This window comes from Bradyrhizobium sp. ISRA436, from assembly GCF_029910015.1.
Taxonomy (GTDB): domain Bacteria; phylum Pseudomonadota; class Alphaproteobacteria; order Rhizobiales; family Xanthobacteraceae; genus Bradyrhizobium.
The window spans coordinates 149,700-162,555 of the sequence record NZ_CP094519.1; the positions used below are offsets into that span (position 1 = coordinate 149,700).

Sequence of the window (12,856 nt, forward strand, 5' to 3'; positions counted from 1 at the left end):
AGGGATTCATGATCGACCGCCGCAACGCATTGAAGCTGGCGCTCGGCAGCGCCGCCATGCTCGCTGCGCCCGTTGTCCGCGCGCAACCCGCAAGGCCGCGGACGCGCATCGTGTTCCTCGGCACCAAGGGTGGGCCGCGCGTCGGCATCGGCGCCTCCAATCCCGCCAATCTCGTCGTCGTCGACGACACGCCGTTCGTGATCGATTGCGGCATGGGCGTCAGCCGCCAGCTCGTCAGCGCCGGCGTGCCGATCCCCTCGGTGAGGTACATCCTCATCAGCCATCATCATTCCGATCACAACCTCGAATACGGCAATTTGTTCTACAACGCCTGGGCCGCCGGCCTCACGACGCCGATCCATTCGTTCGGCCCGAAGGGCATCGAGGCGATGACCAAGGAATATTGGGAGCTCAACAAGTTCGACGTCGAGACCCGGATCGCGGATGAAGGCCGTCCCGACCCGCGCAAGCTTCTGATCGCGAAGGACATCACCGAAGACGGCGTGGTGCTGAAGACGCCGGAGGTGACCGTCACCGCATTTCGCACGCCGCATCCGCCGATCACGGACAACTTCGCCTACAAGTTCGCAACGCCCGACGGCGTCATCGTGTTCTCCAGCGATACCGCCTACAATCCGAAGCTCGCCGACTTCGCCAAGGGCGCCGACGTGCTCGTGCATGAGTGCCTCTACATTCCCGCGGTCGATCGCCTGGTGGCGAAGACCAAGAACGGCGCGACGCTGAAGAAGCATCTGCTCGACAGCCACACCTCGACCGAGGATGTCGGCCGCATCGCCGCCGCCGCCAATGTGAAGGTGCTCGCGCTCAGCCACTTCGTTCCCGGCGACGATCCGCTCGTCACCGACGACGACTGGACCAGGGACGTGAAGAAGCACTACTCCGGCCGGATCGTGGTCGCGAAGGATTTGACGGAGCTGAAGCTGCCGGTGTGAGATGCGGTGGACGCCAAATGCGCAACGGACGGGTGCGCATGAGGCGGACGGTGAAGTCGTGCAGGCCTGACGCCTAGTGGCAGGTGTCTCATCAGCAAGAGCAAGATCTCTCGCTGATGACGGTGACAACAAAGCCCAGTCTCGCCGGGGAGAGCGCGTATAAGCCGTAAAGCCATCGCGCAGGGAAAGCCGGGATTGCTCCGGTTTCACCTGTGGTCCTACCCCGGTGCTTTTTTTGTTGCACCGGGCCCATGGGTGCGATCGGCACCCGGCTTTCCCTGCGCCCTCTGCTCTTCAGGGTGGCGAAGATCGATGAAAACCTCGGACGCATCGCGCCGCGAGAATGCGAACGGATGATTCACAAGCTGCGCCACACACTCACTGTCGTCCTGGCGAAAGCCAGGACCCATTACCCCAAATGCTCATTGTGGCGCGACGCTGGGGCCAAGATCCCGTTCATCACCAAATGCGGTGGTTATGGGTCCTGGCTTTCGCCAGGAAGGACGACGCCGGTAGATGTGGCGCGACATCGGTCCCGGCCCCGTGCGCAATTGCGCACTAGGCCGGGACGACATCTGATATGCGGAGCTTACTTCAGCAAATCTAGCTATGACGCTCGATCGCGTTGTACTGGCGGCTGCGACTTAGCGCATCGGCGCGGCGGTACGCGCCGGTGCACGGCGCGATCGATGCCTTGCTGCCGGCGCTCGCGCTTCCGGCGCCGCCTCCCTCACTCCGCCGATCCGTCGCAGCGCGGCGTCAGCGGCGCGTTCGCCGCTCTCCCAGGCGCCATCGACGGTGCCCCACAGCGTCTCATGCGTGGCCTCGCCGGCGAGATAGAGACAGCCGATCGGCTCAATCAAAATCCTGCGCGAGAGCTGCGCGCCGGGCGCAGCGGCCGACATCGCGCCGAGCACGAAAGGCTGTGCGTTCCAGCGCGTGACGCTGGTCTTCTTCACGGCGGCACCGACTTCGCTGCCATAGAGCTTGGTCAGCCATTCCACCGCGAAGGCCGACATCGCCTTCTCGCCCTGCGCGGACAGTTCGCGCCCGAAGGAGCCGGCGACGTCGATCGTGCAGAACGACGAGCCGCCGATATTGCCGTAGAGCAGCGCCGTCCTGGTCGAATTGCTCTGCTCGATGATGACGTCGTCGTGCGACAGACCGAGCGGGTTGCCGGGCATCTGCAGCGCGATGCGGTCGTAACTGCCGAGGCTGAGCCTTGCCGCGGCATCGAGCGCGCGCTTCGGAATCTCTGGCGCGAATTTGATGATGCCGCCGGTGAGCACGTTGCTCGACACGGTGATGATAGCGGCACGCGCGGTGATCTTGCCGGCGGGCGTCTCGACCATCACGTCGCGGTTGCTCCACAGGATGCGCTGCGCCGGCGTCGACAGCGCCAGGGGAAGCTGCTCGCCGAGCTTTGCGACCAACACGCCAAGCCCCTGACGGCAGCCGATCGCGGCGTTGCGGTCCTGCGCGCGCGCCTTGTCGACGACGGAGACATCCTTGAGGTCCTTGCCGCTGAAGCTGGCGCCAAGCAGGAATTCCGCGGTGCCGGCCCAATCGCCGAGGTCCTTCGGCAACACCGCAGCGCAGGCGATATCGGCCTTGCGCGAGGCATCGTCGATGGCGCGGTTGGCACGCACCAGCGCCGCAAGAAACTCCTCGGTCTCGCCGGGACGGGCATAGCGCCGGCCGATGCGGATCTTCTGGCCCGCGGGCGCGGTGACGATCTCGAGGCCGGCCGCGCGGGCCAGCCGAACCATCGGATTGGTCTCGGGATTGTGCATCCAGCGCGCGCCGCGATCGAACGGCGCGTCGAAGGTCGATGCATCGGTCTGGCAGCGCCCGCCGATCCGGCCGGCGGCCTCGAGCACAATCACCTTGCGATTTGCGGCGGTGATCCGCCGCGCCGCGGCAATGCCCGCCGCGCCTGCGCCGATCACGACGATGTCGGCTTCGCGCGGCAACTGCGCCGCAAAGACCCGGCCGCCCAGTGCAGGCGCCACTGCGAGCCCTGCGGACGCCGACAGGAAATCGCGGCGGGTCATTGTCATGGCATGGTTTCCGGAGACTTGCAGCAAAAGGGAACGCTTCGCGAACTGTGCCGCATCTCACTGACCGCAGCAACCATCATGGTGAATCAATCATGATTGATCCGCGCCATGCATGAACTAAATTGAAACGGCTGGCGACCATGATTATGTCGCAGCAAGCGGTCGTAGAACCGCTCGGGGGGATTCCATGGGCTTGATGCTCGATACTGTCGGCAAATGGATCGCGGGGTACCTGCAAAAGGAAATCCCGGGTTACGAGCCGTTCACGCCGAGCGAACCGGATCAGTTGCGTGGCATCATCCAGCCCGGCGATGTCCTGCTGGTCGAAGGCAACAACCGGATTTCCGGCATCATCAAATACCTCACGCAGTCGACGTGGTCGCATGCCGCGCTCTATGTCGGCCCGGTCGATGGCGCGACCGAGCCCGATGGCGAACAGCATGTGCTGATCGAGGCCAATGTTGGCGAAGGCGTGACCTCCGCGCCCCTGTCGAAATATTTCACCTATCACACCCGCATCTGCCGTCCGGTCGGCCTGTCCTACGAGGACCGCACCACGGTCTGCCGCTACGCGATCAACCGCATCGGCTTCGGCTACGACACCAAGAACATCGTCGACCTGGCGCGCTATCTGTTCCCGCTGCCGATCCCGCAGCGCTGGCGGCGGCGCATGATCGCGTTCGGCTCCGGCGATCCGACCAAGATCATCTGCTCGGCGCTGATCGCGCAGGCCTTCGACGCCGTGCGCTATCCGATCCTGCCCAAGATCACGCGCGCAGCCAGCCGCAAGGCGCGGCGGGAGATCCTGCACATCCGCGATTCCTCGCTCTACATGCCCCGCGACTTCGACATCTCGCCCTATTTCGAAATCGTCAAACCAACCATCGTGCACGGGTTCGACTACACCGCCCTGCACTGGGCCGACAAGCAGAAGCCGCTCCAGGAGGTAGCGGGCGAATTCAGTGTGTTTCCAGAAAGCAGGTCGCCGCCGCTTGTTCCTGAAGAGATTGGCGAAGAGGCACCGGTTGCGGCTGCGCAAGTGACGATCTCGGCCGCGGAGCCGGCGGCGTGAGGACAGAACGTCGCTGCCAAGGCGGCCGCGCAAGCCAACACGGATAGCCCATGCAACGGATCACCATCACCATCGAGGATGATTTGCTTGCGGAGATCGACGCCGCCGCAGAAGAGCGCGGCTATCAGAATCGCTCCGAGATCATCCGCGACCTCGCGCGTGCGGGACTGCAGCAGAGCGCGGAGCAGGCGCCCTCAGGGCAATGCGTGGCGGCGCTGGTCTATGTCTACGATCATGCCGCGCGCGACCTGTCGAAACGGCTGGTGCAGAACTTCCACGGCCATCACGATCTGTCGCTGGCGACGCTGCACGTCCATCTCGACGACGACAGCTGCATGGAGGTGACCGCGCTGAAGGGCGCGAGCAACGCGGTCCGGCATTTCGCCGACCACATCATCGCCGAGCGCGGCGTCCGCTACGGCCGGGTGGTGATGATCCCGACGGCGCCTGACAAGAAGCAGCGCAAGCGTGGGCCTCATCACGATTGAGCGAAACTACCTCGCCCCACTTGCGGGGAGAGGTCGGATCGCATCATTAGATGCGATCCGGGTGAGGCGGTCCAAACCCATTTCTCACGGAGAGAGCCCCTCACCCCGACCCTCTCCCCGCAAGAGCGGGGCGAGGGAGAAGAAAGATTACGCCGCCTTCGCCTTGGTGCCGCAGGGCAGGCCGGCGCGGGCAAGGCCGCCATAGAGCGGCTCGTTCGGCATCTCGGATTTGAGGATCGAACGCACGGCAATGAGCCGGTCGAGATCGATGCCGGTCGGGAATCCCTTGCTCTCGCAGAGGAAGACGAGATCCTCGAACACGACATTGCCGGTCGCGCCCGGCGCGAACGGGCAGCCGCCAAGCCCGCCGAGCGACCCGTCGAGCACGCGGGCGCCTTCATCGAGCGCGGCGGAGGCGTTCGCGATGCCCATGCCGCGCGTGTCGTGCAGATGGACGCAGACCGGCTTCGAGCCCGCGATTCTCACCGCGCCTTTGGTCAGCTCGCCGACCTGCCTCGGACCCGCGTAGCCGACGGTGTCGGCGATCGCGACCATGTCGACGCCAATCTCGTAGAGCTTCTCGGTCAGGCGCAGCACCTCCTTCGGATTGACGGCACCCACGATCGAGCAGCCCAGCGCCATCGAGATCGCAGCATTGACCACCGGCTTGTGCGCGCTGGCGTCGCGCAATTCGCAGAGGCGCTTGACGTTCTCGATTGCGGATTCACGCGAGCGGTTGGCGTTGGCCTGGCTGTGCTCCTCGGTCGCCGACACCACCGAAGCGATCTCAGCCACGCCGGAGGCCAGCGCCTCGTTGACGCCGCGCTCGTTCAGCGCCAGCGCGACGCCGTGCGCGCCGGGCAGCGCGGCGACGGTCGCGACGACGTCGCGGACATCGACGAACTGCGGGAAGGTCTTGGCGGGCAGGAACGAACCGACCTCGAAATGCCTGACGCCGGCGGCATATTCATCGCGCACCCAGCGCTGCTTCGCCGCTGTCGACGGGAACGTCTTCACCAGCTGCAGGCCGTCGCGCAGGCCGACCTCGCGCAGGCTCACTCTGTCGTTGGGATAGATATCGTGGACACGGGTCATGACGGCCTCACGCAGCGTTTCCGGTTGAGCGCTTCTGTTGTTCGAGCTCGGCACGAACCGCATCGGTATCGGCACCGAGCACCGGCACTTTCAGGCCTTCGCCGATATTGCCGCCATTCCATTCGACCGGGAGTGCGGGCACGCGGAACGGCTTGCCGTCGGCATTGACGTTGTTGACGAGGCCACCGGGGCGCAGCACATGCGGGTCCTGCAGCAAATCCTCGGGCCGATTGATCGGCGAAAAGCAGATGTTGAGCGCGTCGAGCTTGGCCGACAGATCCGCGACCTTCCAGCGTTTGATCTTCTCGGCGACGCGCGGAATGATCCGGTCACGCGCCATGATGCGGTCGGTCGTCGTGCGCAGCGTGGGATCGTCGGCAAACTCCTCGAGACCGAACTCGCGGCAAAAGCTCTGCCAGTGGCCTTCGGTCACGACGCCGATGAAGATGCGATCGCCGCCGGCGGCCTCGAAGATGTCGTAGATCGGCCAGGCGTGCTCGCGCTCCGGCATCGAGCGCGGCTTGCGCCCGGTCATCTCGTACTCGACCATGTGCTGGGCGACCAGGAACAGGCAGTTCTCGAACAGGCCGATGCGGATGTCCGCGCCGTTCCTGTTGCCGCCGCGCCTCTGGTAGAGCGCGGCGAGGATCGCGATCACGCCGAACATTCCGCCCATGATGTCGTTGGCGGAAGAGCCGACCCGCTGCGGCTTGTCGCGCGTCCCGGTCATCGCCGCGAGCCCCGACATCATCTGCACGACCTCGTCCAGCGCGGGACGATGGTCGTAGGGGCCGGACAGAAAGCCCTTGTGGCCGGCGAGGATCAGATGCGGATACTTCTTGCGCAACTCCTCCGCGCCGAGCCCCTGCTTCTCGAGCTGGCCGTCGCGAAAATTCTCCAGAAACACGTCGGCGCTTGCGAGCAGCCGGTGCATGGTCTCGCGGTCTTCAGGCTTGCCGAAATCGAGAACGACGCTGCGCTTGCCGCGGTTGAACAGCGGGAAGAACGAGACGCCCATGCCGCCAAGGATGCGGGTCTTGTCGCCGGCCGGCGGCTCGACCTTGATCACCTCGGCACCGAGCTGCGCCAGGATCATGCCGCAGGTCGGGCCCATCACCATGTGGGTCATCTCGACGACCCTAACGCCATCCAGCGGCAGTCCGCTCCCCGTCATCGGTTGCTCCGTGATCATTTCGCCACTGAGACAGACTAGGCTTTCGCACGCTATCTGAAAAATATAATCTGTCGAATAGTGTATTCGTGGTTCCAGAACGCAAGGTCCGATGGACTCGCGCCAGCTTCGCTATTTCATCGCGGTTTATGAGCAGCGCAACCTGTCGCGGGCCGCGGATCAGGCCAATGTCGCGCAGTCCGCGCTCAGCCATCATATCGCGAACCTCGAGGCCGAATTCACTACACCCCTGTTCGAGCGCAAGCCGCGCGGCATGGAACCGACCGCGGCCGGCGAACGGCTCTACGAGCATGCCCGCATCATCCTGCGCGCGATGGCGGCGGCCGAGCGCGAGATCAAGGAAGGCGGCAGCGAGATCGCCGGCGACATCTCGATCGGCATGGCCAATTCCGGCATGAAGGCGATCGGCGTGCCGCTGATGCGAACTGTGCTGACGAAATATCCGAACCTGAAGCTGTCACTGACCGAAAGCCTCTCCGGTGCCACGCTGCTGCATCTGATGAGCTCCGAGGTCGATCTCGCGCTGGTCTACAACCCACCGTCGGAAAAGGACCTGATCGCTGAGCCAGTGCTGGAAGAGCAGATGTTCTGCGTCGGCACGGAGAAGCTGATTGGCAACAAGGGACCGATCACGTTCGAGCAGGTCGCGCAGTTGCCGCTGATCCTGCTCCGGCACGGGCTGTCGGCCCGCGCGCTGCTGGACGACCCCGTGCCGCTCAAGCGGCTGGAAGCCAGTGCGATCCTGCATCTCAACTCGACCAGCGGCATGATCGGTGCCCTTACCGCCGGTTTGGGCTGCACGATCGCGACGACCCACTTCGTGAGCGAGCCGTTGAAGGCAAAGGCGCTGGTCGCACGCGAGGTAATCGAACCGAGGCTGACCCGCACGCTCTATCTCTGTCGCTTGCGCAACCGCCCGATGACCTACGTGATGGAAGAAATGTGCCGGCTGATCCGCTCGCTGGTCGCCGAACAGGTGGGGCGCGGCGCCTGGGAGGCGACGCTCCTGATCTGAAGCGCTTCCAAGCGAAGCGGACGCCGGTTCGCGTGAAGAAAGCGTCGGGGAATAGCGCCATCGAAAATATCGAACGATTCCTTCGATATGTTCGTCTGGATTTCTGGCTTCCAACTGCCAAACATGGCGCCGACCGGCACGCCTTCGCAAGAAAGGCGGCCATTGGACCATTCGGGGAGGACCAGCATGAGCGCCGTCGACGTCGGCTCAGTGACCGATCGTGTCAGCACGACAAGCGAGCCTGACGAGATTTCGCGGCGGCTCGAGGCGCTGCCCACCTCCGCCTATGTCTGGCGGCTCGTGATCCTGCTGTCGCTCGGCGGCTGTTTCGAGATCTACGATCTGTTCTTCACCGGCTACATCGCGCCCGGTCTCAGCCGCAGCGGCTTGATGACCACGACAACCCAAGCCTTCTTCGGCTTCTCCGGCATCGGCGCCTTCGTCGCCGCGACCTTCGCGGGCCTGTTCGTCGGCACCTTCTTCCTCGGCTTCCTCGCCGACCGCTTTGGGCGCAAGGCGGTCTTCACCTATTCGCTGCTGTTCTACAGCGTCGCTTCCGTCATCATGGCGTGCCAGACGACGCCCGGCGGCCTGCTGCTGTGGCGCTTCATCGCCGGGATCGGGATCGGCATCGAGGTCATCACCATCGATGCTTACATCACCGAGCTGGTGCCGAGCTGGATGCGCGGCCGCGCCTTTGCGATCAACCAGGCCGTGATGCTGTCGGCGGTGCCGATCGTCGCGGCGCTGTCGTGGTGGCTGGTGCCGCTCATGCCCTACGGCATCGACGGCTGGCGCTGGGTCGTTCTGATCGGCGCCGCCGCGAGCATGGTGATCTGGGTGCTGCGGCTCTATGTGCCCGAAAGCCCGCTCTGGCTGGCCCGCCACGGCCGCGCCGGCGAGGCCGACAAGATCATGCGGACGCTCGAGGCCGCAGCATGCGCGGCTGCCGCGCGGCCAGCAGCAGGGGTTGCGATCGCACCGGCGCGCGCGCCGATCAAGCCGGCCGGCTATACCGAGTTGTTCCAGCCGCCCTATGGCGCGCTGGTCGTGCTCTTCATGATCTTCAACCTCTGCCAGGCGTTCGGCGTCTACGGCTTCGCCAACTGGGTGCCGGCCTTGCTGGTCCAGAAGGGCATCACCGTCACCAAGAGCCTGCAGTACTCGTTCATCATCGCCGTCGCCTATCCGCTCGCGCCGTTGCTCGCCGCAACCTTCGCCGATCGCTTCGAGCGCAAATGGATCATTTGCGGCGCCGCCGCGGCGATCTCGGTGTTCGGCCTCGCGTTCTCGCAACTCACCGAGCCGGGGCTCCTGATCGCAAGCGGCGTGCTGGTGACCGGCGCCAACATGACGCTGTCCTATGCCTATCACGCCTACCAGACCGAGGTGTTCCCGACCGCGATCCGGGCCCGCGCGGCCGGCCTCGTCTATTCGATGAGCCGGCTCAGCGCGACCTTCTCCGGCTTCATCGTGGCTTTCATGCTGCGCGAAGCCGGCGTCGGCGGGGTGTTCGGCCTGATCACCACGGCGATGGTCATCGTGATCATCGCGATCGGCGTCTGGGGACCCACGGTCCGCGGCAAGCCGCTCGACGCTTAGAGCTTCGGTTCTGATTGGATCAGAACCGAAGCTCTAAATCTCTATTTGACGCGTTTTCCTCACGCGAACCGGTGTCCACTTCGCTCGAAAACGCTCTACCCGCGACACAAGCGGCACTTGCCGAAGCCTTATCGGGTGTCTACCTCTCGCGAGAACTTCCGGAGAGGTAACCCAGTCATGTTGGACGCCGCCGTCAAGGCGCTTTCGCAGATCCTGTCACCGCCGATGCGCTCGATCCTGTGGCGCTCGATCGGGCTTGCGCTCGTGCTCATCACGGTGCTGGCGATCGGCTTGCAGCGGCTGCTCAGCTGGGTTGCCGACTATGGCGAGGTCTGGGCGGAGGGCATGCTCGGCCCGAACTTCCATTCCACCCTGCACGTGCTGTCCTGGGTCATCTCGATCGCCGCCGGCCTTGGCGTCGTGCTCGGCGGCATCTTCCTGATGCCCGCGATCACTTCGCTGGTGGCGAGCCTGTTCGTCGACGACGTCGCCGACATTGTCGAGCGCGAGCATTATCCGGCCGAGCCGCCCGGCGCTGCATTGCCGTTCGCGCTCGCGATGACCGAAGGCGCCAAGACGGCGCTGCTGACGATCCTGGTCTACCTGGTTGCACTGCCTTTCGTGCTGTTCGCGGGCGTCGGCTTCATCGTGTTCTTCATCGCGACCGCGTGGCTGTTGGGACGGGAATATTTCGAGCTCGCCGCGATGCGTTTCCGCTCGCCCGCGGAAGCCAAGGCGATGCGCCGGGACCATGCATCGACCATATTCACCGCGGGCCTGTTCATCGCCGCCTTCGTCTCGATCCCGATCGTCAATCTGGCGACACCGCTGTTCGGCATGGCCTTCATGGTCCACATGCACAAACGGCTGTCCGGCTCGCGGCCCGAGTTGATCGAGCCGCGACAGCATCAGGAAATTTCGCTGCGATAACGGCGCACTCAGGAGACGGCCACGCCGCATTTGCGCGACGAGCACCGCGAAGAGCGGGATCCCGAAGCGGATCCAGAAACCACTCGCAGTGGTTACAACCTCATGATGTCGATCATGCCTCAGACGGTCTTTTCCGGCCACCGGCAAAGGTCATTGATCAGACATACTTCGCAACGCGGCGAGCGCGCGAGGCAGGTGTAGCGGCCATGCAGGATCAGCCAGTGATGGGCGTGCAGCATGAACTCCAGCGGGATCACCTTCTCCAGCGCCAGCTCGACCTCGAGCGGGGTCTTGCCGGGCGCCAGCCCGGTGCGATTTCCGACGCGAAACACATGGGTATCGACCGCCATCGTGTGCTCGCCGAACGCCATATTGAGCACGACATTCGCGGTCTTGCGGCCGGCGCCGGGCAGTGACTCGATCTCGGCGCGGGTGCGCGGCACCTCGCCGCCGAATTCGGCGATCAGCTTCTCGGACAGCGCAATGACGTTCTTCGCCTTATTGCGATACAGCCCGATGGTCTTGATGTAGTCGCGCACCTTATCCGCGCCGAGCGCGAGCATCTTCTCCGGGGTGTCGGCGACCGCGAACAGCGCCCGTGTCGCCTTGTTGACGCCGGCATCGGTCGCCTGCGCCGACAGCACCACCGCGACCAGCAGCGTGTAGGGGTTGAGGTGTTCGAGCTCACCCTTGGGCTCTGGATTGGCTTCGCGGAACCGATTGAAGGCCTCGTAGACCTCCGCTTCCGTCCAGGGCTTCGGTTTCGCCGCCTTCTTAACCGCGCGTTTGGGCAGCGGCTTTGCCGTTTTCGCGGGCTTCTTCGGCGCGGACCGAACACTTGACGACTTGGCGCGTTGAGAGCGGATGATTTTGGCCATGACCGGGATATACTGATACGTCATGACTGCAGGCAATGATTTTGATCCCAGGGATGACCTTGAGGTGATCGGCTCTGACGCCGAGCCGGCGCTGTTCTCTGCATTGCTGACACCGCACCGCTCGCTCAACCGGACCGGCTTCGCGGTGCTGATGACATCGGTCACCGCGATCAGCTTCATCGCCGGCGCGGTGTTCTGGTGGATGGGTGCCTGGCCGATCTTCGGCTTCTTCGGCCTCGACGTGCTGGTGATCTATTGGGCGTTCAAGGTGAATTTCCGCACCGCCAAAGCGAGCGAGGAGATCACCGTGACATCTTCGGAATTGCGGGTGCGCCGGATCAGCCACCGCGGCCATGTGGTGGAATGGGTGCTCAATCCGCTCTGGGTGCAGTTCGAGCAGAAGTCGCACGAGGAGTTCGGCATCGAACGGCTTTACCTGATCTCCAGGGGCCGCCGAGTGAGCATCGGGAGCTTCCTGAGTCCGGACGAAAAGGCCAGCTTTTCCAAAGCCTTGATAGCTGCGCTGAACACCGCCAAGCGGGGCCCGACCTATAATCCCATTCATTGATCGGCTTGTCAGAAATCGGGTGGTTCGGACGCGCCATGGCTCCTAAATCAGAGACCATGATGACACTCGCCATACATGACCAGCGCCTGGCCAAGCCGGGCCTCCAGAACGCAGCGCTGCGTGACTACGATTCGGTGCGGCGCGCGATCGCCTTCATCTCGGAGCACTGGCGTGCGCAGCCGACCATCGAGGCGATGGCCGACGCCGCCGGTGTCACGCCGGATGAGCTCCACCATCTGTTCCGCCGTTGGGCGGGGCTGACGCCGAAAGCCTTCATGCAGGCGCTGACCCTGGACCACGCCAAGGGCCTGCTGCGCGGCTCCGCCAGCGTGCTCGATGCGGCGCTCGACTCCGGCCTTTCAGGGCCGGGCCGTCTGCACGACCTGTTCGTGACTCACGAGGCGATGTCGCCCGGCGAGTGGAAGAACGGCGGCGCCGGCATGACGCTGCGCTACGGCTTCCATCCCTCGCCGTTCGGCACCGCGATCGTGATCGCGACGAGCCGGGGGCTGGCGGGCCTCGCCTTCGCCGATCCCGGTGACGAGCAGATCGCTTTCGCCGATATGACGCGGCGCTGGCCGAACGCGACCTATGTCGAGGACACCGACGGCACCACCATGTTGGCGCAGCGCATCTTCGATACGCGGTTGTGGCGGCCGGACCAGCCGCTGCGCGTGGTCCTGATCGGCACCGATTTCGAGGTGCGGGTGTGGGAGACGTTGCTGAAGATCCCGATGGGCTGCGCGGTCAGCTATTCCGACATCGCCAACAAGATCAGCAATCCGAAGGCGTCACGCGCCGTCGGCGCCGCGGTCGGCCGCAACCCGGTGTCGTTCGTGGTGCCCTGCCATCGCGCACTCGGCAAGAGCGGCGCGCTGACCGGCTATCACTGGGGCATTACCCGCAAGCAGGCGATGCTGGGCTGGGAAGCCGGGCAGGTGGGCTTGCACTAAGGCGAACGGTTCAGCTTCCCGTCATCCTAGGAAGCCGTGAACGGTGCAGC

Annotated in this window: 12 protein-coding genes; 8 read left to right on the forward strand and 4 right to left on the reverse strand. The window is 64.6% G+C overall.

Annotated elements, in window-relative coordinates; genetic code table 11:
* The first annotated feature begins 8 nt into the window (after nucleotides 1-8).
* On the forward strand, nucleotides 9-953 hold the full coding sequence (locus tag MTX23_RS00680) for an MBL fold metallo-hydrolase (RefSeq protein WP_280974732.1): 945 nt from the start codon (nucleotides 9-11) through the stop codon (nucleotides 951-953).
* 644 nt (nucleotides 954-1,597) lie between these two features.
* On the opposite strand, the gene MTX23_RS00685 is transcribed toward MTX23_RS00680, so the two are convergent.
* A complete protein-coding gene (locus tag MTX23_RS00685; RefSeq protein ID WP_280974733.1) occupies nucleotides 1,598-3,013 on the reverse strand; it encodes an NAD(P)/FAD-dependent oxidoreductase in 1,416 nt (471 codons plus the stop codon).
* A gap of 187 nt (nucleotides 3,014-3,200) precedes the next feature.
* Between MTX23_RS00685 and MTX23_RS00690 the strand changes: the two genes are divergently transcribed.
* Complete coding sequence (locus tag MTX23_RS00690) at nucleotides 3,201-4,085, forward strand: YiiX/YebB-like N1pC/P60 family cysteine hydrolase (protein ID WP_280974734.1); 885 nt, start codon at nucleotides 3,201-3,203, stop codon at nucleotides 4,083-4,085.
* Between the two features lie 50 nt (nucleotides 4,086-4,135).
* Nucleotides 4,136-4,573, forward strand: coding sequence for a nickel-responsive transcriptional regulator NikR (nikR, locus tag MTX23_RS00695; protein ID WP_280974735.1), 438 nt, complete (start codon nucleotides 4,136-4,138; stop codon nucleotides 4,571-4,573).
* A 147-nt stretch (nucleotides 4,574-4,720) separates the two neighbouring features.
* On the opposite strand, the gene MTX23_RS00700 is transcribed toward nikR, so the two are convergent.
* Complete coding sequence (locus MTX23_RS00700) at nucleotides 4,721-5,668, reverse strand: hydroxymethylglutaryl-CoA lyase (RefSeq protein WP_280974736.1); 948 nt, start codon at nucleotides 5,666-5,668, stop codon at nucleotides 4,721-4,723.
* Between the two features lie 7 nt (nucleotides 5,669-5,675).
* Nucleotides 5,676-6,842, reverse strand: coding sequence for a CoA transferase (locus MTX23_RS00705; protein ID WP_280974737.1), 1,167 nt, complete (start codon nucleotides 6,840-6,842; stop codon nucleotides 5,676-5,678).
* A gap of 109 nt (nucleotides 6,843-6,951) precedes the next feature.
* On the opposite strand from MTX23_RS00705, the gene MTX23_RS00710 reads away from it, so the two are divergent.
* The 3 genes from MTX23_RS00710 to MTX23_RS00720 all read left to right on the forward strand — a co-directional run bounded on the left by MTX23_RS00710 (nucleotide 6,952) and on the right by MTX23_RS00720 (nucleotide 10,407).
* Entirely contained in the window at nucleotides 6,952-7,875 is a 924-nt protein-coding gene (locus tag MTX23_RS00710) for a LysR family transcriptional regulator (RefSeq protein WP_280974738.1), read from the forward strand.
* Between the two features lie 186 nt (nucleotides 7,876-8,061).
* Nucleotides 8,062-9,477, forward strand: a complete 1,416-nt coding sequence (locus MTX23_RS00715; RefSeq protein ID WP_280974739.1) for an MFS transporter — start codon at nucleotides 8,062-8,064, stop codon at nucleotides 9,475-9,477.
* 177 nt (nucleotides 9,478-9,654) lie between these two features.
* Nucleotides 9,655-10,407, forward strand: a complete 753-nt coding sequence (locus MTX23_RS00720; RefSeq protein ID WP_280974740.1) for a sulfate transporter family protein — start codon at nucleotides 9,655-9,657, stop codon at nucleotides 10,405-10,407.
* A gap of 119 nt (nucleotides 10,408-10,526) precedes the next feature.
* Here MTX23_RS00720 and nth read toward each other — a convergent pair whose 3' ends face one another.
* On the reverse strand, nucleotides 10,527-11,285 hold the full coding sequence (gene nth, locus MTX23_RS00725) for an endonuclease III (protein WP_280974741.1): 759 nt from the start codon (nucleotides 11,283-11,285) through the stop codon (nucleotides 10,527-10,529).
* Between the two features lie 22 nt (nucleotides 11,286-11,307).
* Here nth and MTX23_RS00730 point away from each other — a divergent pair, with 22 nt between their 5' ends.
* Entirely contained in the window at nucleotides 11,308-11,853 is a 546-nt protein-coding gene (locus MTX23_RS00730) for a DUF2244 domain-containing protein (RefSeq protein WP_280974742.1), read from the forward strand.
* A gap of 56 nt (nucleotides 11,854-11,909) precedes the next feature.
* Nucleotides 11,910-12,806, forward strand: coding sequence for a bifunctional helix-turn-helix domain-containing protein/methylated-DNA--[protein]-cysteine S-methyltransferase (locus MTX23_RS00735; RefSeq protein ID WP_280978329.1), 897 nt, complete (start codon nucleotides 11,910-11,912; stop codon nucleotides 12,804-12,806).
* The last annotated feature ends 50 nt before the right edge of the window (nucleotides 12,807-12,856 follow it).